Source organism: Tardiphaga sp. 172_B4_N1_3 (genome assembly GCF_052076035.1).
Lineage (GTDB): Bacteria > Pseudomonadota > Alphaproteobacteria > Rhizobiales > Xanthobacteraceae > Tardiphaga > Tardiphaga robiniae.
This window is the reverse complement of the sequence record NZ_CP197238.1, coordinates 1,535,590-1,555,065: the sequence shown is the minus strand read 5'-3', so window position 1 is coordinate 1,555,065 and position 19,476 is coordinate 1,535,590. Positions and strand designations below refer to the sequence as shown.

General features: G+C 61.6%; 15 protein-coding genes and 2 pseudogenes. 3 read left to right on the top strand and 14 right to left on the bottom strand.

Features of this window, described 5'->3' with window-relative positions; genetic code table 11:
* Positions 1–16: 16 nt before the first annotated feature.
* From AB7783_RS07070 to AB7783_RS07055, 4 genes and pseudogenes are all read right to left on the bottom strand, one after another.
* Positions 17–280 (bottom strand): annotated as a pseudogene (locus AB7783_RS07070) (TolC family protein); the annotation flags it as partial.
* Positions 280–3,474 (bottom strand): efflux RND transporter permease subunit, encoded by a 3,195-nt coding sequence (locus AB7783_RS07065; RefSeq protein ID WP_441279652.1) that lies wholly within the window; start codon positions 3,472–3,474, stop codon positions 280–282. The gene AB7783_RS07065 and the pseudogene AB7783_RS07070, both read right to left, overlap by 1 nt.
* 2 nt (positions 3,475–3,476) lie before the next feature.
* Positions 3,477–4,691, bottom strand: coding sequence for an efflux RND transporter periplasmic adaptor subunit (locus AB7783_RS07060; protein ID WP_441277216.1), 1,215 nt, complete (start codon positions 4,689–4,691; stop codon positions 3,477–3,479).
* A 22-nt stretch (positions 4,692–4,713) separates the two neighbouring features.
* Positions 4,714–4,992: a metal-sensing transcriptional repressor gene (locus AB7783_RS07055; RefSeq protein ID WP_441279651.1), complete on the bottom strand. Its 279-nt coding sequence runs from the start codon at positions 4,990–4,992 to the stop codon at positions 4,714–4,716.
* Positions 4,993–5,350: 358 nt separating this feature from the next.
* Here AB7783_RS07055 and AB7783_RS07050 point away from each other — a divergent pair, with 358 nt between their 5' ends.
* Positions 5,351–6,673: an MFS transporter gene (locus tag AB7783_RS07050; RefSeq protein ID WP_441277215.1), complete on the top strand. Its 1,323-nt coding sequence runs from the start codon at positions 5,351–5,353 to the stop codon at positions 6,671–6,673.
* Between the two features lie 624 nt (positions 6,674–7,297).
* On the opposite strand, the gene AB7783_RS07045 is transcribed toward AB7783_RS07050, so the two are convergent.
* Together AB7783_RS07045 and AB7783_RS07040 are read right to left on the bottom strand one after the other, a co-directional pair.
* Positions 7,298–7,498: a DUF1289 domain-containing protein gene (locus AB7783_RS07045; RefSeq protein WP_441277214.1), complete on the bottom strand. Its 201-nt coding sequence runs from the start codon at positions 7,496–7,498 to the stop codon at positions 7,298–7,300.
* Positions 7,495–9,507 carry a heavy metal translocating P-type ATPase gene (locus AB7783_RS07040; RefSeq protein WP_441277213.1) on the bottom strand — a complete coding sequence of 671 codons (2,013 nt, stop codon included), beginning with the start codon at positions 9,505–9,507 and terminating at the stop codon, positions 7,495–7,497. Before AB7783_RS07040 ends, AB7783_RS07045 begins: the two co-directional genes overlap by 4 nt.
* 164 nt (positions 9,508–9,671) lie before the next feature.
* On the opposite strand from AB7783_RS07040, the gene AB7783_RS07035 reads away from it, so the two are divergent.
* The gene (locus AB7783_RS07035; RefSeq protein WP_441277212.1) at positions 9,672–9,947 is read left to right on the top strand and encodes a metal/formaldehyde-sensitive transcriptional repressor; all 276 of its coding nucleotides are present in this window, start codon (positions 9,672–9,674) and stop codon (positions 9,945–9,947) included.
* 454 nt (positions 9,948–10,401) lie between these two features.
* Here the strand turns inward: AB7783_RS07035 and AB7783_RS07030 are convergent.
* Positions 10,402–11,109: pseudogene (locus AB7783_RS07030) on the bottom strand (helix-turn-helix domain-containing protein); the annotation flags it as partial.
* 52 nt (positions 11,110–11,161) lie between these two features.
* Positions 11,162–11,287, bottom strand: a complete 126-nt coding sequence (locus AB7783_RS07025) for a helix-turn-helix domain-containing protein (RefSeq protein WP_441277211.1) — start codon at positions 11,285–11,287, stop codon at positions 11,162–11,164.
* On the opposite strand from AB7783_RS07025, the gene AB7783_RS07020 reads away from it, so the two are divergent.
* Positions 11,279–11,932 carry a hypothetical protein gene (locus tag AB7783_RS07020; RefSeq protein ID WP_441277210.1) on the top strand — a complete coding sequence of 218 codons (654 nt, stop codon included), beginning with the start codon at positions 11,279–11,281 and terminating at the stop codon, positions 11,930–11,932. The two genes, AB7783_RS07025 and AB7783_RS07020, sit on opposite strands and share 9 nt — an antisense overlap.
* 816 nt (positions 11,933–12,748) lie before the next feature.
* Here AB7783_RS07020 and AB7783_RS07015 read toward each other — a convergent pair.
* From AB7783_RS07015 to AB7783_RS06990, 6 genes are all read right to left on the bottom strand, one after another.
* The gene (locus AB7783_RS07015) at positions 12,749–13,015 is read right to left on the bottom strand and encodes a hypothetical protein (protein ID WP_441277209.1); all 267 of its coding nucleotides are present in this window, start codon (positions 13,013–13,015) and stop codon (positions 12,749–12,751) included.
* A gap of 109 nt (positions 13,016–13,124) precedes the next feature.
* Positions 13,125–13,766, bottom strand: coding sequence for a DUF1109 domain-containing protein (locus AB7783_RS07010; RefSeq protein ID WP_441277208.1), 642 nt, complete (start codon positions 13,764–13,766; stop codon positions 13,125–13,127).
* The gene (locus tag AB7783_RS07005; protein ID WP_441277207.1) at positions 13,763–14,320 is read right to left on the bottom strand and encodes a sigma-70 family RNA polymerase sigma factor; all 558 of its coding nucleotides are present in this window, start codon (positions 14,318–14,320) and stop codon (positions 13,763–13,765) included. The genes AB7783_RS07010 and AB7783_RS07005 overlap by 4 nt, the downstream gene beginning before the upstream one ends.
* A gap of 115 nt (positions 14,321–14,435) precedes the next feature.
* Positions 14,436–17,627, bottom strand: a complete 3,192-nt coding sequence (locus tag AB7783_RS07000) for an efflux RND transporter permease subunit (protein ID WP_441277206.1) — start codon at positions 17,625–17,627, stop codon at positions 14,436–14,438.
* Complete coding sequence (locus tag AB7783_RS06995; RefSeq protein ID WP_441279650.1) at positions 17,624–19,057, bottom strand: efflux RND transporter periplasmic adaptor subunit; 1,434 nt, start codon at positions 19,055–19,057, stop codon at positions 17,624–17,626. Before AB7783_RS06995 ends, AB7783_RS07000 begins: the two co-directional genes overlap by 4 nt.
* A 14-nt stretch (positions 19,058–19,071) precedes the next feature.
* A complete protein-coding gene (locus AB7783_RS06990; RefSeq protein ID WP_441279649.1) occupies positions 19,072–19,476 on the bottom strand; it encodes a FixH family protein in 405 nt (134 codons plus the stop codon).

The window sequence follows — 19,476 nt, the reverse complement described above, 5'->3', positions numbered from 1 at the left end:
TCTTTCTCCACCTTCCTCATTGTCCCGCCGGGGTCCGCAGCCCATGCCATGCATCGCGCACCTGCTGGTAATGCACCTCCGGCAGATAGTCCGGTGTCTTCAATCCCAGCGTCTGCCCGTCCAGTTTTCCCACCGTGCGCAGGAGGGAATACGACGCGATCACGCGGTCGCGCTGCGCGCCGATCAGGCGCGCTTTTGCGTTGACGAGGTCCTGCTGTGCATTCAACAGATCGACGGTGGTACGCTGGCCGCCTGCGGCCTCGCGTTGCACGCCCTGACTCACCGCTTCGCTCCTCCGAGTTTGCTGTACAGCGCCGGCAGAAGGACGAGCGTCAGAAGCGTCGCCGTGATGAGTCCGCCGATGACCACGGTCGCGAGCGGCCGCTGCACTTCGGCACCAGTGCCGGTGGCCAGTGCCATCGGCACGAAGCCGAGCGAAGCGACAAGCGCAGTCATCACGACCGGCCTGAACCGGGTCATCGCTCCATTCCTCACGGCTTCGAAGACGGGCACGCCCTCGCCGATCAATTGTCTGATCTGCGTCAGCATCACCAGACCGTTCAGAACGGCGACGCCCGACAGCGCGATGAATCCGACGGCGGCGGATATCGAGAATGGCATCCCGCGCAGCCATAATGCCGCGATGCCGCCCGTCAGCGCCAACGGCACCGCGCTGAAGACGAGCAAGGCGTCCCTGAACGAGCCAAGCGCGCCGAACAGAAGAAGATAGATCAAGGCGAAGCAGCCGGGCACGACGAGCGCCAGACGCTGCCGCGCAACGGAGAAATTCTCGAACTGACCGCCCCAGACCAGATAGCTTCCCGGCGGCAACTTGACCTGCTCCTCGACCTTGGCCTGCACCTCTGCGACCAGCGAACCGATGTCGCGACCGCGCACCTCGGCGGTCGCCACGACGCGCCGTTTGCCGTTCTCGCGGCTGATCTGGTTGACGCCGTCCGTCTGTTCCAGCGTCGCGATCGCGCTCAGGGGCACCGAGGCCGTCGACGCGTTGTCGCCGATGCGGGGCAACGGCACCGGCAGGTTCCGGATGGCTTCGACATCGTTGCGCAGCGTATCGTTCAGACGCACGACGATCTGAAAACGCCGATCTCCCTCGAAGACCAGGCCGGCAGTCCGGCCACCGACGGCGGTCTCGATGAGGTCCTGGACATCCTTCAAATTCAACCCGCGCCGTGCGATTTCGCTTTTGTCGATTCTGATCTCGAGGAACGGCAGACCCGCGGTCTCCTCGACCTTCACGCTTTCCGCGCCGTCGATCTTTCGAAGCACGTCGGAAATCTGGGATGCGGCCGTCTGCATCGCGTCGAAATCGTCGCCGAACACCTTGACCCCGAGATCCTCCCGGACGCCCGCGATGAGCTCGTTGAACCGCATCTGGATGGGCTGCGAGAAGCCGAGCTTGTTTCCAGGCAGCTTGCTTGCTTCGGCCTCGATCTTTCCGATCAGATCCTGCTTCGTCATCGAAGGATCGGGCCACTCGTCCTGCGGTTTCACGATGATGTAGGTGTCGGACGCGTTGGGCGGCATGGGATCGGCCGCGAGATCCGGTGTGCCCGTCCGTGAGAACGTGAAGGCCACTTCGGGAATCTTGCTGATCATCTTCTCGATCTGGAGTTGCATCGCCTGGGACTGGGTAATCGACGAACTCGGCACGCGCTTCACTTCCATGACGATGTTCTTCTCGTCGAGCGTCGGCGTGAATTCCTGGCCAAGCGTCGAGAAGAGGACGAGCGAGCCGACGAACAGGAGGGTCGCCACGACCGTGACCGGTACCGGTCGGACCATGACCCGCGACAGCAGCGGGACATAGGCCGATTTCAGGCCGTGAACGATGAAGTTCTCCTTCTCGCGCACCGACTTCGTGATTGTAATCGCGATGGCAGCCGGAACGAACGTCAAGGAAACCACAAATGCCACGGCGAGCGCGATCATCACGGTCAACGCCATCGGCTCGAAGGTCTTTCCTTCGACCCCCGTGAAGGCGAGCAGCGGAGCATAGACGAGGATGATGATGGCCTGCCCGTAGACTGTCGGGCGGATCATCTCGATCGTCGATGCGGAGACGGTCTTCAACTGCTCCTCGCGGTTCAACGGCCGACCGAGCTCGATTTGGCGCTCCGCGAAATGCCGCAGGCTGTTCTCGGCGATGATTACCGCCCCATCGACGATGAGGCCGAAGTCCAGGGCACCGAGGCTCATGAGGTTGGCGCTGATCCGCCCGCCGAGCATGCCCGTGGCCGTGATCATCATGGTGATCGGGATGACGCATGCCGTGACCAAGGCGGCGCGGAAGTTGCCTAGCATCAGGAACAGCACGGCGACGACGAGCAGAGCGCCTTCGGCGAGATTGGTCGCGACCGTCCGAATCGTCGCATCGACCAGTTCGGTGCGGTTCAGTACAGTACGCGCGTAGATGCCGGGCGGTAGAGTTTTGTTGATCTCGTTGATCTTCGTGTTCGCCGCTGCCGCCACCGTCCGGCTGTTTTCCCCGACGAGCATCAGCGCCGTTCCGAGGACGACCTCGCGTCCGTTCGAGCTGGCGCTGCCTGTCCGCAATTCCTTGCCGATAAGAACCTCGGCGACATCCTTGACGCGCACCGGAACGCCGCCGCGCGTACTGACGACGATCTGGGCGATGTCGTCCGCATTCTCGACGCGTCCCGCGGCACGCACCACAAGGCCCTCGCCGTTCTGCTCGATGTAGTTGGCGCCGCGGCTCGCGTTGTTCTTTTCGATCGCAGTGATGATCTGGTCGAGCGTGACGCCGAGTCCGATCAGCTTCTGGGGATTCGGCTGGACCTGGAACTGCTTGACGAATCCACCGATGGCGTCGGCGCCGGCGACGCCGCGCACGCTCCTCATCTGCGGCCGGATGATCCAGTCCTGCACGGTGCGAAGGTAGACCGTCCGATTGAAGTCGTCGGTGAGCCGCTCTCCCTCGGGCGTGAGATAGCTGCCGTCGCTCTGCCAGCCCGGCGCGCCATCCCGGATTGGCGCCGTCGCACCCGGCTTCTCATATTCCACGGCCCACCAGTAGATCTCACCAAGGCCGGTCGAAACCGGTCCCAGGCGGACATCGACATTGGGTGGCAGAAGAGACTTGGCATCGTTTATGCGCTCGGTCACCATTTGCCGTGCGAAATAGATGTTGGTGCGATCCGCGAAGACCACGGTGATCTGCGCGAAGCCGTTGCGCGAGAACGATCGCGTCGCTTCCATGCCGGGAATTCCGGCCAGCGCCGTCTCCAGCGCGACCGTGACCTGCTTTTCGATCTCGAGCGGCGTCAGTGCGGGCGCCACGGCGTTCACCTGGACCTGGACGTTGGTGACGTCCGGCACGGCATCGATAGGCAGCCGGGTCAGAGACCACATCCCCGACAGCGTGGCCGCGAGTACCAAGAAAAGGACCAGCCAACGGCGGCGGACCGAGAACTCTACAATGCGTTCAATCAGCATCAGTCCTCGTCCGTCGGCTTGGAAAGCTCAGCCTTGAGCGAAAATGTGTTGGAGCTCGCGATACGCTCGCCCGCTTTCAAGCCGGACGTGGCCTCGATCGACGTACCGTCGCGCTGACCGAGAACGACGTCGCGCTTCCGGAAGCCGTCCGCTGTCCGGACGAAGACCGCCTTGCGGCCCGCGACGGTCTGTATGGCGGTGATCGGGATCACCACCGGCACTTCCCGCTCGTCGACGGCGATTGCCGCCGTGACGAAAGCGCCCGGCCGCCAGGTGCGGTCGGCATTGTCGAGTTCTGCCACGACCCGTGCGGACCGGGTTTCCTTGTCCAACACCGGATTCACGAACCTGACCTTCGCCGTCCCGACGGCGGCGTCGCCGGCGACGGAGATGCGGACGCTTTGCCCTTCACGAACGTTCGCGAGGTCGTTCGAGCTCACAGTCATTTCGACCCAGACCTTGCTGAGATCGACCAGGACGAACAATTCGGGCGACTGGCTGTCGCGTCCGACGGCTGTACCGATCTCGACCTTGCGCTCGACCACGCGACCCGAAATCGGCGCACGGACGGCCTGAAGCCGCAACGTGCCCTCCGGCGCGTTCGGGGTCGCTCCAACCTCGGCTTCCTCCAGTCCGAGAGCGAGAAGCTTCTGGCGCGCAATGTCGAAACGCATGTGGCTTTGCGCCGCCGCGCTGCGCGATTTGATGTATTGCTGTTCGGGGATGGCGCGGCCTTCGGATAGCCCCTTGTCGCGGCCCGTGAGCTCCTGCTGAAGCTCGTCCGATAGTTTCGACGCGAGATATTCGCTCCTGGCCTCTGCGACCTCCCGGCTTTCGATGATGCCAAGAAGGTCGCCGCGCTTGACCTCGTCGCCGATGTTCTTGCGCAACTCCGAGACCGTGCCGGCCAATTTGACCGTCACGCGTGCGACACGGTCGGAATCCGGAATGAGTATGCCGGGCACGACCAACCTTTTCGCTACGGTGCCCGGACCCGTCTCGCTCAATCCGATCTCGGCGGCCTGAATCCGTTCGTCGTCCATCGGAATGTCCGTCTTACTGGAAGACGGCGCCAGCTTGGTCTCGGTCTTCGCGGCGACGGAGCCTGCCGATTTTCCCGCGCCTCCTTGCCCGCGCTGCGCCAGCGTCGCGACCGCGACCCCGGCAGCGAACACCAAGGCGAAAATGCCGAACCTGTAGAGCTTGCTTGTCATCGAAATTTCCCCGGATCCCGCTTCAGAGGTAGCGCGAGATCGATTTGAACTCTGCGAGTGTCGCCTTCGTCGGCGCGCCGCCGCCGTTCGTCGCAGCGTCCAGGCAATGGTCGATGTGATCGTGGATCAGCGTCCGCTTTGCCTCGCTGATCGCCTTTTCGACCGCGTGAAGCTGCTGAGCGAGATCGACGCAGGGGCGCCCCTCGTCGAACATTTCGATAACGCGACGCAGATGTCCCTCCGCGCGTTTCAGCCGCTTGACGATGTTCGGATGACTTTCGTGCAGATGCTTCTCGCTCATTTCCAAACATTCCTCCGATCCGGAGGGCTCCTGTGCGGCAAAAATCAAATCACCGAGAATGATGCGTACGGGTTTGACCCCTATAAGGGGACCCCCTATATTAAGGTTTGTGTCGCACGGCCGATCTAACGAGTCAAAGATCATTGGGCACACTCGTCGATGATCGGGACAACGTGTCGCGGTGGGGCGAACTCTCGAGAGGAATGTGAGTTCGAACCAGACAACCAGGTCGATTGGGGCCGCCGAAAGTACGGGCGGTGCTCGATCGTATTCAAAGCCTACGGAGGTAAATGCCTCCGCATGGCACCGTGTGCCGATGCCCGATCGACCGCTCGAAATTCGGTAATGGATGAACACCATGCTGCGCGTACTTGCGAACCGGACCTATCGCCACCTCTTCGCCGCCCAAGTGATCGCCCTGATCGGCACCGGGCTTGCCACCGTTGCGCTCGGACTGCTGGCCTATGATCTCGCCGGCGCCAACGCCGGTGCAGTGCTCGGGACTGCGCTTGCCATCAAGATGATCGCGTATGTCGGCGTCTCGCCAATCGCCGCCGCTTTCGCCGAACGGTTTCCGCGTCGGACGATGCTCGTCGCGCTCGATCTCGTCAGGGCGGTTGTCGCCTTGGCGCTGCCCTTCGTCGATCAGATCTGGCAGGTCTACGTGCTGATCTTCGTCCTGCAATCGGCATCCGCCTCGTTCACGCCGACGTTCCAGGCCACGATTCCCGATGTCCTTCCGGACGAACGCGACTATACCCGCGCCCTTTCGCTTTCCCGCCTCGCTTATGATCTCGAGAGCGTCGTCAGCCCGATGCTGGCCGCTGCGCTGCTGACCATCATCGGCTTCCACACGCTGTTCGCGGGCACCGTCGTCGGCTTCCTCGCCTCGGCAGCGCTGGTCGTCTCCGTGGTGCTTCCCAGCCCGAAACCCACCGAGCGTCGCGGCATCTACGACCGGACCACGCGCGGGCTGCGCATCTACCTGGCCACGCCGCGGCTCCGGGGTCTGCTCGCGCTCAACCTCGCCGCTGCCGCTGCCAGCTCCATGGTGATCGTCAACACAGTGGTTCTCGTCCAGTCCGGCTTCGGCATGACGCAGCGCGCCACCGCGCTGGCTCTGGCCGCCTTCGGCGGCGGGTCGATGGTCGCGGCATTCGTCTTGCCGCGTCTTCTGGACAGCATATCGGACCGCCGCGCCATGACGGTCGGCGCCGGCGCGCTGGTTCTTTGTCTTCTCGCCGGAAGCTTGCTGCCCAGCTACGCGTTGCTTCTTCCGCTCTGGTTCGTGCTCGGCCTCAGCTATTCGTTGACCCAGACACCGTCCGGCCGGCTCCTGCGCCGGTCCTCGCAACCGGAAGACCGCCCCGCGCTGTTCGCCGCCCAGTTCGCTCTCTCCCACGCATGCTGGTTGATTACCTATCCCGTCGCCGGCTGGGTCGGAGCGAAGGCCGGCATGCCGGTCGCCTTTCTGGTTCTGACAGCCATCGCGGCCGCTGCCGTGGTCGTGGCGGCGGCCGTCTGGCCTGCTGGGGATCCGGACGAGGTGGAGCACGTCCACGACGGGTTGGCCGACGACCATCCCCATCTGGCGAATGCCCAGCCCATCGCCGGTGGCTATCGGCATGCGCATGCGTTCGTCATCGACAACTACCACCCAGAATGGCCGCGCCCGGCCTGATCGATCGCAGGACCTTCCGTGCGGGGGCATCTTCAACTTCCGGCGCGAGATCTATCTCGCGATCTCGCAGCAGCTCGACCAATCTGTCGCAGCCAAGGGATCATCCACATGGGTTCCGACACCGATCAACCCTGTGGTCTGATGCCTAACTGACTGGCATGATGTCGCAGAAAAAATCGCATGAAAGCGAAGCATACCTCTCCAACCGTCCCCCCCAGAATACACCGGCCGCCACCGTGCGGCCCTCGCCGTCAACAGCGAAATGATCCTGCTGTACTGGCGGGATTGGACGAGAAATTATCGAGCGGCAGGTTGCTCATGGGTGGGGTGCCCTAGTCATTGACCGACTTGCCGCGGATCTCCATTCGAGGTTCCCGGACGTCAGAGGTTTTTCGTCTAGAAAACTGAAATTTATGGGAAATTCGCCGCAACGTTGCCGGAGAAGCAAATTGTGCAAGGCATCCTTGCACAATTGCCCTGGTATCAGAACCTGGCCCTCCTGGATAAAGTTCGGGTCTGCAAGCGACTTGGGAGCAATGACGCCAGTTTAGTGGTCTTTGCTACCTAAAGCCGGTTCGTACCACAGGCCATGCAGTCTCGCATTTTTCCGGACCGGGCCCACGCTCATGACCGTTCCATCGCCTTCATCTTCCGATCGATTGCCTTCGCTTCGCGACGTCTGCGGTCGGACAGGATCGACCGGCGCTTGTGATCCGTCATTTTTTTCCACTGTCGGATCTCTTCGGTCGTCCGGAAGCAGCCGACGCACATGTCGGCTTTCCGGTCGTACGTGCAAGCATCGAGACAGGGCGATGGAACGGTCATGTACGAACGGTCTCTCGATCGGTGCCCGCAGTCCCGGCCGCGATCGTCTTCTCGGGCGGCGGTAGCAATCTGGCCGAGTTGAGAATGAAGGCGAGCTCGGAGACGACGTGGATTCCGGCCGCGAGGAGCGGGTTCAGGAAGCCCATGGCGGCGAGCGCGATGCCGAACGTATCGACGCCGATGGTGCCGGCGAAATTCTGGAAGATGATCCACCGGGTACGGCGCGCCACGGCCAGCGTTTCCACGAAACGGGCGAGGTCGTTGCCGAGCAGGACGATGTCCGCGCTCTCCTGAGCGACGTCGGTACCCGACCCCATAGCGACGCCGACATTGGCTTCGGCGAGAGCCGGGGCATCGTTGACGCCGTCGCCGACCATGGCAACCGTATGCCCGGCCGAGACGAGCGCCCTGACCAGAGCCAGTTTCTGTTCGGGAAGCACCTGCGCCTTGACGTCGGTGATGCCGAGCGCGGTCGCCACGCCCTCGGCGACGCGCAGCGCGTCTCCCGTCAGCAACACTGTCCGGATTCCCATGCCTTGCAGCGCTTGTATGGCCCCCTTCGCTTCCGGACGGATCGTATCGGCGACGGCGATCGTGCCGAGGAAACGGCCCTCCCGCGCGACGAATACCTCGGACGACATACCGTCGTCCGGGCCGACCTCCGGTACCGCGACGCCGTTCTCGACCATCCACGCCCTGTTGCCGACCAGCGATCTGCCGTCGGCCGCCTCGGTGGCGACGCCGCGCCCGGGGGTGTAGGCGAAGGTGGTCGGCTCGGCAACCGCACGGCCCATCTTGCGGGCGTAGTCGACGACGGCCTTGCCGAGCGGGTGCTCCGACCGCGATTCGGCGGCAGCCGCCGCGTCGAGAAGTTCGTCGGAGGTCGTGCCGGGCGCAGGATGGAGCCGCTGCACTTCGGGGCGGCCGAAGGTCAGCGTTCCGGTCTTGTCGAGCACGACCGTGTCGACGCGTCCCAGCGTCTCCAGATGGACGCCGCCCTTGACGATCGCCCCCAGCCGCGCCGAACGACCGATGCCGCCCAGGATGGCCAACGGCGTACCCGCGGCGATGCCGCAGGCGCCGGCGACAATGATCACCGAGATCGTCGCATAGATGTCCCGCGTGATTACATAGGTGAGGATGGCCGCCCCGAGAGCGAAGTAGACCAGGTATCCCGCGAGACGATCCGCGAGCCGCTGCACGGGTGCCCGCGACTTCTCGGCCCGCTCCACCGCCTCGATGATCTTGCCGTAGCTGGTGTCGCGCCCAATCCGCTCGGCCGCGACTTCCAGCGCTCCCGACTGATTGATCGTGCCCGCGAAGACGCGGTTGCCTGACGTCTTCTCGACCGGCATGGACTCGCCCGTGATGCGGGATTCATCGACGAACGAATGTCCGGATAGCACCGACCCGTCGACCGGAATCCGGCCGCCCGGTGCGACGAGAATGGCGTCGCCGACGGCCAATGCCTCCGCCGGCACCGTCTGGACACCCCCGACCCGGCGGACCGAGACCTCGCGCGGCAGGAATTCGAGGAGGTCGCGGATCGCCTTGCGACCCCGCCCGACCGTGAGGCCTTCCAGAACCTCGGCCACCAGCACGAACAACGTGATGATCAAGGCAGTCACGAACTCGCCGATGGCCGCCGCCGCGACGATGGCGATCGTCATCGATAATTCCATCGTCATCCGGCGCTCAAGGATGTTCTCGAACGCTTCCTTGAGGATCGGCCATCCGCCGATGAGCAGTCCTACGACGCCGATCACGCTGACCGCGGACAACGGCTCCCAGATCCGAAGCCAGACCGCCGCCGCAGCAACCGCGACGGCGCCGATCCGCGCCATCTCCGTCCAATCAAAGGCATGGTCGTGATCGCGGTCGTGGTGATCGTCGTCATGGTCGTGGTCATGGTGGCCTCGCGTCCCGCCAGGCGCCGCCGCGGGCGCGGTGGTCCGCTCTTCGGCGGCGTCCGCGAGCGTCGTGGAGCGTGACTGTTCGATGGCTGACATGGTCGATCTCCGTCGAACCCTCGCCCAACTGCAGACGAGCTTCGTTGACCGGACTTGTAATATAACCCCCTACCCTATATCAAGCAGAAAACGCCCGCCGAGGCGAGACATGCTACAATTGATTGTAGGGTACGGACCTACCTTAACGGAGTTTGACGGCATCCATGCATACGATTAAGGACAAAAACAAACTCATCGCGCGGTTACGCCGGATCAAGGGCCAGGCCGAGGCGGTCGAACGGGCGCTTGAGGCCGAACTGGGCTGTGCGGATATCCTGATGCTCGTCGCCTCTATGAGGGGCGCGGTCAACGGCCTCACCGCAGAGGTCATGGAGGATCATATCCGCCACCACATCGTCGATCCCGACACCGAACCCAACTCCAAGAGAGGCAAAGGCGCGGGCGAGCTGATCGAAGTACTGCGCACTTACATCAAATGACCACAAAAAATAATACTGAAATCACGTCAGTGCGGGGATCATCCAATGATAGTCCGTGTCATGTTGTTGGTCGCTATCGCGCTGCTTTGGAGCGAGCTTCCAGCCACTTCGAGGGGCGCTGGTGTTAGGGACGAGCCATGGAACCCTCACCACTTAGACAATCTGCCGAGCGAAATCCGCCAATACATTTCTAAGATTTGTCGTGGACCAGCCCGGGCTCAGCACGATTTCGCGACATTCTCCCCGCGCGAAAGTCGCTGGCGAATAAATCTCGAATATCTTCAGTGTGATGGATTGTTCGAATTTCGGCGAGATCACAAGTGTTTGGACGTTGACTTCGTTTCCGTCGACTCGCGATTTCGCTTGGCACGGAAACACTATGCGGATTGTGGCTACTGACTGTCTACGATGCCACCACTGACTGTCTACGATGCCACCACTGGCGTGTTCGGACATGCGCCTTCAGCAGCCGATAGACCGAAGCCTCTGAGAGACAAAATACTTCTGCTCGTCGGTGAACCGCACGGCCAACTCCCGCGGTGATAGCTCGGGAGCCTGCAGCGCCAGATCGATGATCTGGCTTCGGATATTGTCCGGAATGCGATTCCAGGCGCGATCCGGCCAGGAGCGATGGTCGGCCAGCGCCTCGATCCCGCCTTCACGTTAGCGATCATACCAGCGGTAGACCGTGGCCCGCGGGATGCCGAGCTGGTCCAGTGTGCGCTTGACTGGCAGATGCGACAGCTCGACCAGCTCAATAATTTCAGCCTTCTCGGACGCGGGATATCTCATGCCTCGTCCTCCCCATCCCCATTCAAACTTTTTTTGAGTTGGCGATTTCCTGTGTGAGGTCGGCGACCACCTCCTTCAGTCCGATGCTTCACGACGTAGGTCCTTTACTTCGCCGGAGGTCACTGCGCGCGCCGTATCGCCGGCCAGCCGACGCTTGCCGGGCCTCCAGGAACTCCTTGGACCAGCCGCAATACATCAAGGCGGCGATGCCCTCGCGGCAGCAAAGCTCGGAGATACTCTCCTCGCCGCCCAGTCCTTCCAGGACGATGCGGAACTTCTCGTCCGCCGACTACTGGCGGAGCGTCTGATGCCGAAGGTCCTTGAGTACTTGTTCTGCCGGCGCTTTGTCCGGCCCGGATTTCTGTTTCATCTTCGCTCCTTGCGACTACGATGAACCGGAAATCCTCCGTTCGGAAAGTCCCTCAATTTGTCTCAAGGGGGCTGACGAAAACAATGGTTTCGAATTTCGGATTAGAGTGGCCATTCTCCAACACGGAGACTTGCCTGGGCGCAAGTCCGACGAGGCTCCCGAAATCTACTTGGCTCATCCCCAGCGACTTGCGGATTTCGGCGCTTCGGGAAAGAACAGCTTCCCATTTCGCGCCTTCTCGCCAACCGCTCTGACGCGTTCGGCCAACTGCTCGGGGCTAAGGATCTTCATTCTTGGCATGTCGGGTTTCTACGAAGTAGATCTCAAGGATTCGATAATCGGCTTGGTTCATTTTGACGACATCGCGCGGCATGGCCATTACGCACTTCGATCTGAACGCAGACAAGCTTGCGCGATGCAAGGATCGGCGGAGATCATCCTCTTCAAGGCCTCGAGGATGAGCACTATGGACACTATAGATCTGCAACTTCCGGCATCACGCCGCAAATCTACCAACTGGAATCAGCAGCCGATCTATTTCAAAGGATTTATGGGATTTACTGGTTCGCGTGAGGTTGGATTCAACTTGCTTGTCTGGGACCTCCCGGCGCCGCGTGTGAAGCGGGTCGAATTGTGTCGCCTCACCGAAGAGACCACAGTTACGCTTTTGTTGGAGGATGAATGCTCTCGAGCTTATCTCGGACAGCAAGCATGTCAGATTTTTAAAGGTCTCAAACGGCTTCGTCTTGCTACGATCCGGATTTATCTCGGACGCAAAGTTGTTGAAGAATATTGCGTGGAAGCGAAGTTAGCCAAATATTGATTTTCGTTCCATACGTGTGCGCCATGGAGGGCAGCCATGGCCAAAGGAATGAAAATGTATCGAGCCCGCGGCGCGTCGGGACAAACCTTTTCGATCTCAAAGGAGATGGCGAGAAAAGACTTGTTCTGCGACGGCTGTGGACCTCATCGCCTTTTCGTCCGTCAAGAGAGTTGATTGAAAACAAGGTCCAACACACCATGTTGCTCCACATTTCGAAGAAGCGAAGAGAGTCTTGGAAAGAAGCTGGAAGAGCTGAAACTATCTTTTTCCTTGGAGCCGTTCAATGACCCGCGTAGCGCCAGCGCAGAGATCATGACCAGAACCGATGCAATTGCGAGTGCTTCTCATAGAAGAGAAAACGCCTCCGGCCGGGCATGGCCGAAGGCGCCTTGGAGGTCCACAAAGGCTTGACGAGAGCCCGGTGAACATCTCACCCGCGCGGGAACTTCAGGCGCGGGAGAGAATCTCTTGGCGATTAGAACGAGCGCAGGATCTGCACCGATCCATCGAACAGGTTCTGATCGCGCGTCGCGAACGACGAGCCAGCGGCGACTGCCACGCATCGCCCCTTGCAACGCGATCTCATCGCGCCGGCGTGACTTGCACTTCGTTCGTCGCATTCGAGTCCTTTTGATTTGTGAACTGTGCTGAAGCTTCGGGAGCTGGTTGGGGCCGTCAACGAGCGACGACGTGAAACCTCTGCGCAAGTCCACGCGGCAAGCGCCCTGTCGAATCTATCGTTCTACCGTCGCGAAGGATGCGCTGAAATTCGATCTCCGACGCCGGATCAGCGCGGCCCCTTCTCCGGGTTGAACATCAACGGCCTTTCGGGCCACCCTGATAGCGCCAGGATGATGGGGCGCGGTCCGCTGTTGGCTCTCGCTGCGAACTGGATCGTGCGCCGTCATACGCGAACGCGGAACCAAGATCGCGCTGCGTGGCGACCATCCGGGATTGAGCGCTCTGGTGTGCTTCATTCGGCCAATAGCTCTTGTCCGTGATCGTCGAGCCTGCGTAAGCCGCCGCGGACATCGCGGCGAGCGGCAGCACGAGTGAAATCGTGAGGATGCTTTTCTTCAACATTGTCCAACTCCGTCATATGATCGAAGCACTTCGAATGCGCTTCTGATGATGAGTTCGGAGATGATCCTCGGCCGGTTACAGCTTCACGCTGACGTGAAGAAATGATGCATCACCAACGCAACAGCCGCGGTCCCAATGCTGCGCCTGCGAGAGTGCATAGAGCAATCGTGCCGCCGTACCACACCGCGACGAATGGTAATGAATCGTCCGTGCAATGAAGAGCGTAAGCCATCGCGCTCACCCCGCCTGCAACGAGGCCCGCGACGGCCCCCGTTCGTGCGAGATCTGTCGGCGCGCCTCTTCGCACCGCCCAGATGGATATCGCGAAAGGAACGATCGCAATGATCGGAATGGAGAGAAGGCATTCCAGCCACTCGTCGCCTAGTATCATCGCGTCCCAATGCGACCGGGGCGCAAGTCCGAGGCTGACCGCGGCAAGGGCGATGATCGCCAGGAACGGTAACGCGACCATGAAGGACTGTATCCTTCGTTCGCCGCCCGGACGCGCGAGCTTCGTCAGATAGACCAAAGCCAGACCGACGATTCCGACCGTGAAAGCGAGCTTCACGAAGAGAAAACTTAACGCACGTGTCTCCATCAAGTCGGCGCGCACGCCGAACACCAGGCATGCGATGACCAGCGCTGCGATCCCGCTTGCCGCACCGGCCAAGCTCAGCGTGCGAACGAGCGTGGCGCGTTCGACCGGCTTTGCGCTGATGCTCAGCATCTCCACCAATTCGTCGGTCTTCATGCTCTCGTTTCCTTGGCGATCAGGGCCGCCAGCGTTTTAAGTCCACGGTGAATGTTCACCTTTACCCCGGACTCTGAGATGCCGCACCGTTCCGCGGCCTCGGCAACGCTCTGTCCGTCCAGTTTCACAGCCACGATGGAACATCGCATCTTCTCGGGCAGCCGTTGCATGAGCCGTTTGAGATCAAAGCTGCTTTCGGCGCTCAGAGTATCGTCGTGTGCCATGACGTCGTCCGCTTCATCGATCGGAACGTCGGTCAGCGAAGTGCGTGTCCTTCGCAGGAAGTCGATCAACTTGTAGCGGGCGATCGCATGCACCCAGGGCGTCAGCGGCTCGACGGGGTCATAGGTGTGCCTCTTGAAGTGGATCGCCAATACCGCCTCCTGGACGAGATCCTCCGCCTCCGCAGCACCCCTCCCTATTCTGGCGAGCTTGCCCTTGTAGTACCCGCGCAGATGGCGACTCAACCGGTCGAGCAGCACGCGATGCGCGGCCGCGTCGCCGTTCAGGCCAGCCAGCATAAGGACTTTGAGCTCGATTTCAGGGCTCGTCATGAGCGCGCCTTCATCATGAGTTCGCAGCGCCGACGACGCCGGTTACAGGCGACGGCGTAGAAACCGAAAAAATTGTACCGGAGCGAATCCGAGTTCGGCCGGGGTGGTTTCCCGTTCATTCTGCTGCCTGCGGGCGGTGCAATTCGTCCGCTCGGGTACCATCATGCAGGGCTTCCGGAACCTCGGCGCCCGGGCCACGGGGCAGCCTGAATCCCTTGATCAAGGCATAGACGGCCGGGATCACGATGAGCGTCAGGATGGTCGACGAGATCATGCCGCCGATCATCGGCACCGCGATGCGCTGCATGACCTCCGACCCGGTGCCGGTGCTCCACAAGATCGGGATCAGGCCTGCCATGATGGCGACGACGGTCATCATTTTCGGGCGGACCCGTTCGACCGCACCCAGCATGATCGCTGCATTCAGGTCGGAACGCGTGAACGGTTTGCTTTCCGCGGCCCGCGCAGCCTGAATCTCCTTCATCGCATGATCGAGATAGATCAGCATGATGACGCCGGTCTCTGCCGCAACACCGGCCAGCGCGATAAAGCCGACGGCGACGGCGACGGAGAAATTGAAGCCGAGCCACCACATCAGCCAGAGGCCGCCGACGAGCGCGAACGGCAGTGACAGCATCACGATCAGCGTCTCGGTCAGGCGGCGGAAGTTCAGGTAGAGCAGCAGGAAAATGATCAGCAGCGTCACGGGCACCACGATCTTCAGCCGCGCCGTCGCGCGCTCCAGATACTCAAACTGGCCGCTCCAGACGACGTAATTTCCGGGCGGAAACTGCACGCTGGCGGCCACGGCCGCCTTGGCGTCGGCCACGTAACCTCCGAGATCGCGGTCGCGGATATCGACGAAGATGTAGACCGCGAGCTGACCATTCTCGGTCCGGATCGATGTGGGTCCACGCATCAGCTTGATCGCGGCGACTTCGCCCAGGGGAACGGTCCCCCCACCCGGCATCGCCACTAATACGTCGCGGGCGATCGATTGCGGATCGCTGCGCAGATCGCGTGGATATCGCAGATTGACGCCATAACGCTCGCGGCCTTCCACGGTGGTGGTGATGGTTTCGCCGCCCAAGGCGGACGACACCGTGTCCTGCACATCACTGATCATGAGTCCGTAGCGTGCGAGCGCTTCACGATCAGGAACGACGTCAAGGTAATAGCCACCGATCACCCGTTCGGCGTAGGCGCTCGACGTACCCGGAACGGTTTTCACGACAGTTTCGATCTGCCGCGCGAGCTTTTCCATTTCAACGAGATCGGTGCCGAGAACTTTGATTCCGACCGGCGTGCGAATCCCGGTCGCGAGCATGTCGGTGCGGGCCTTGATCGGCATGGTCCAGGCATTGGAGACGCCGGGAAACTGCAAAGCCTTGTCCAGTTCGGCAACGAGGCCATCGACGGTCAGACCAGGACGCCATTGTTCCTTCGGCTTGAGATTGACGATCGTCTCGAACATCTCAGTCGGAGCCGGATCTGTCGCGGTCTCGGCCCGGCCTGCCTTGCCATAGACCGAAGCCACTTCCGGAAACGTCTTAATGATCTTGTTCTGGGTCTGCAGGATTTCCGCCGCCTTGGTCACCGAGAGACCCGGCAACGTCGTCGGCATGTACATCAGCGTGCCCTCGTTCAGGCTCGGCATGAATTCAGTCCCGAGCTGCCGCGCTGGCCAGAGGCTCACCGCCAGGGTGACAAGCGCCAGAACGATCGTCAGAGTCTTGGCCTTCAGCACGCCGCGGATCAGCGGACGGTACACCCAGATCAGGAAACGATTGATCGGGTTCTTGTGTTCCGGAATGATCTTGCCGCGCACGAACAGCACCATGAGGGCCGGCACCAAGGTGATCGACAGGATCGCAGCCGCCGCCATCGAGAAGGTCTTTGTGAACGCCAGCGGGCTGAACAGACGCCCCTCCTGAGATTCCATGGTGAAGATCGGCAGGAACGACACCGTGATGATCAGCAGGCTGAAAAATAAGGCGGGCCCGACTTCGCTCGCCGCCTCGATCAGGACCTCCAGGCGCGGCTTATCGGGTGGGGCCCGTTCGAGATGCTTGTGGGCATTCTCGATCATGACGATGGCGCCATCGATCATGGCGCCGATCGCAATCGCAATTCCCCCGAGGCTCATGATGTTCGAGCCGATGCCGAGCACCTTCATGGCACCGAACGCCATCAGGATCCCGACCGGCAGCATGACGATGGCGACGAGCGCGCTGCGCACGTGCAGCAGGAAGACGATGCAGACCAGCGCCACGACGATGCTTTCCTCCGTGAGGGTCCGCTTCAGCGTCTCAATCGCGCTGTGGATGAGGTTGGAGCGATCATAGACCGGTATGATCTCGACGCCCTTCGGCAGCGCCGACGCCATCTCGGCCAGGCGCGCTTTCACGTTGTCGATAACGTCCAGTGCGTTCTGCCCAAAGCGTTGCAGGGCGATTCCGCTGGCGACCTCTCCCTCGCCGTTGAGTTCGGTGATGCCGCGGCGCTCGTCCGGACCAAGCTCGATCCGCGCCACGTCTTTCAGCAGCACCGGCGTGCCCTTTTCGACCTTCAGCACGATGTTGGATAGGTCGGCGAGGCTTTTGACGTAGCCCCTGCCCCGCACGACGAATTCGAACTCCGACAGCTCAACGGTGCGTCCGCCCACGTCCATGTTGCTGCCGCGGACCGCATCGCGCACCTTCGCGAGCGGGATGCCGAGCGACCTTAGCCGGTTCGGATCGACGATGATGTTGTATTGCTTGACGAAGCCGCCGACGCTGGCGACCTCCGCGACGCCCTCGGCCTTGGAAATGCCATAGCGGATGGTCCAGTCCTGGATGGACCGCAGGTCGGCCAGCGACTTGTCCTTAGACTGCAATGCGTACTGATAGACCCACCCGACACCTGTGGCGTCGGGTCCCAACGTCGGCGTCACGCCAGCGGGCAGCTTGCGCGCCGCGGCGTTGAGGTATTCGAGGACACGCGAGCGCGCCCAGTAGATGTCCGTTCCGTCTTCAAAAATGATGTAGACGAAGGAAACACCGAAGAACGAAAATCCACGGACCACCTTCGATTTCGGCACCGTCAGCATCGCCGTCGTCAACGGATAGGTGACCTGGTCTTCGATGACCTGCGGTGCCTGACCTTTGTACTCGGTGTAGACGATCACTTGAGTGTCGGAGAGGTCGGGGATCGCATCGAGTGCCGAGTGCTGCAGGGCGTAGATGCCGCCTGCCACGGCGAAGACTGTACCGATCAGGATCAGCATCAGGTTGCGGGCCGACCAGTCGATGAGGCGCGCGATCATTGCGGTTTCTCCCCGGCATCGAGGCCCTTGAGCGCGGCCTTAAGATTGCTTTCGGCATCGATCAGGAAGTTCGCGGAGACGACCACCTTGTCGTTTTCGGCGAGCCCTTCCTTGATCTCCACCCGCCCGTCCCCGCGACGACCGAGCTTCACGGTGCGCGGTTCAAATCGGCCATCGCCCTTGTCGAGAAGGACGAGCTGTCGCTCGCCGCTGTCGATGACGGCGCTGCTGGACACGGTCACGACAGGAGTTTCCGACCCCGTGGCAATTTCGACGTCCGCGTACATGTCCGGCCGCAACACCTCGTCCGGATTAAGAAGTTCAATTCGGATCCGCGCGGTACGCGTCTCCGCCTTGAGACGCGGATAGATCACGGTGACCTTGCCGATGAAGGGGCGATCTGGATATGCGCGCGGACGCACGATGACCTTTTGTCCGACCTTGATGAGAGCCAGATCACGTTCGGCGACATCGGCCATCACCCAGACGACGTTATGATCGGCAATCCGGAACAGAACCTCGCCCGGTGCGGCTCGCATGCCGTTAACCGCAGTGCGCTCCACGATCTCGCCGTCTTGCGGTGCAGGCCAGCTCACATAGACGGGCACTTCGCGCGTACGCTCTATGTCAGCAATAAAGGTTTCCGGCGCACCGAGATTCTCAAGACGACGACGCGCACCCTTGAGTGCCTGGATTGGAAGTGCACCGGTCGCCCGCCCATCGAGCGCTGACAAATATTCGGCGGCGGCGCTTGACAGGTTGGGACCATAAATCCGCATCAATGGCTGGCCCTTGTGAACGTGAGTGCCAGTGGTGACGTTCTCGACGGTGTCGATAAAACCCTCGAATCGCAGCGACACCACCGATTTGCGGCGCTCGTCTTCTTCGACCGTGCCAGGTGCCCGGACCATCGTGTTCAAGGTGCGGCGTTCCGCGACCTCGGTCTGGACGCCTGCCTTCTGCAGCTTGCCTGCACTGACCTTGACCGACGAGTCATCATCCTGCTCGCCCTCGTAGACAGGCAGGTAATCCATCCCCATAGAATCTTTCTTCGGGATCGGCGACGTATCCGGAAGGCCCATCGGATTGCGGTAGAAACGGATGCGTCCTGGTTCGCCGCCTTTCGCGGTCGTCTCCTCCGGAGCCTTCTCCTCGAAGCTCACCTCTTCGCTGCTGCGGACAGGAGAATAGTCTTTGCCGGAAGACGTTTTCTTCGGCACTGGCGAATAATCCGGCAAGCCGTCCGGATCGCGGTAGTAGATGATCGGTCCTGTCGCCTCCATGTGCACGGGACTTGATCTGGCCGCGAGGGGCAGCATTCCGGATAGCCACGAAGGAAGCGGACGATTCGACCGCCCGACGACAACCCCGGCTACTCCGGCTGCCAGCACCGCCGATACGATCAAGAAGGCACTTACTGGGCGTCTCATTCCGGACTCGCGGATCACGGCGTGGCCTTGAGGACGAGCTTGCTTTCGACCGTCCCGGTCTCGCCCTGCACCTTGGCGCCCAAGGACAGTTGCCACCCGCCTTCCATCGTCACGGCGGCCTTGAACTTGTAAACGCCGGGCTCGGTGCTCGGCATTGCGTCGATCGTGGTCTTCATCGACTCCATGCCGTCCGGCGCCATGTCCAGCCGCTTGGCGAAGATCACGGCGTTAGAGACCGGCTTGCCGTCCGACTTATGGACGAGCCGCACCGAAATGACCGCCTCGCCTTTTTTGACCGTCTTGTCGATGAGCTGGAATTCATAGTCTTTGATATCGGCGCGAGCGGCCGTTGCCGAAGCGGTTATGGCGACGCCGATCAACGCGGCCCGGAAGGCGCGCGCGCAAGTGCATCTCTTCAT

Coding starts and splice junctions, on each gene's coding strand:
- AB7783_RS07040 (WP_441277213.1), bottom strand. CDS start 9,507: ATGTCAGCCATCGAACAGTCACGCTCCACGACGCTCGCGGACGCCGCC.
- AB7783_RS07045 (WP_441277214.1), bottom strand. CDS start 7,498: ATGACCGTTCCATCGCCCTGTCTCGATGCTTGCACGTACGACCGGAAA.
- AB7783_RS06995 (WP_441279650.1), bottom strand. CDS start 19,057: ATGAGACGCCCAGTAAGTGCCTTCTTGATCGTATCGGCGGTGCTGGCA.
- AB7783_RS07010 (WP_441277208.1), bottom strand. CDS start 13,766: ATGAAGACCGACGAATTGGTGGAGATGCTGAGCATCAGCGCAAAGCCG.
- AB7783_RS07015 (WP_441277209.1), bottom strand. CDS start 13,015: ATGTTGAAGAAAAGCATCCTCACGATTTCACTCGTGCTGCCGCTCGCC.
- AB7783_RS07005 (WP_441277207.1), bottom strand. CDS start 14,320: ATGACGAGCCCTGAAATCGAGCTCAAAGTCCTTATGCTGGCTGGCCTG.
- AB7783_RS07050 (WP_441277215.1), top strand. CDS start 5,351: ATGCTGCGCGTACTTGCGAACCGGACCTATCGCCACCTCTTCGCCGCC.
- AB7783_RS07035 (WP_441277212.1), top strand. CDS start 9,672: ATGCATACGATTAAGGACAAAAACAAACTCATCGCGCGGTTACGCCGG.
- AB7783_RS07025 (WP_441277211.1), bottom strand. CDS start 11,287: ATGAGCCAAGTAGATTTCGGGAGCCTCGTCGGACTTGCGCCCAGGCAA.
- AB7783_RS07055 (WP_441279651.1), bottom strand. CDS start 4,992: ATGAGCGAGAAGCATCTGCACGAAAGTCATCCGAACATCGTCAAGCGG.
- AB7783_RS06990 (WP_441279649.1), bottom strand. CDS start 19,476: ATGAAGAGATGCACTTGCGCGCGCGCCTTCCGGGCCGCGTTGATCGGC.
- AB7783_RS07060 (WP_441277216.1), bottom strand. CDS start 4,691: ATGACAAGCAAGCTCTACAGGTTCGGCATTTTCGCCTTGGTGTTCGCT.
- AB7783_RS07000 (WP_441277206.1), bottom strand. CDS start 17,627: ATGATCGCGCGCCTCATCGACTGGTCGGCCCGCAACCTGATGCTGATC.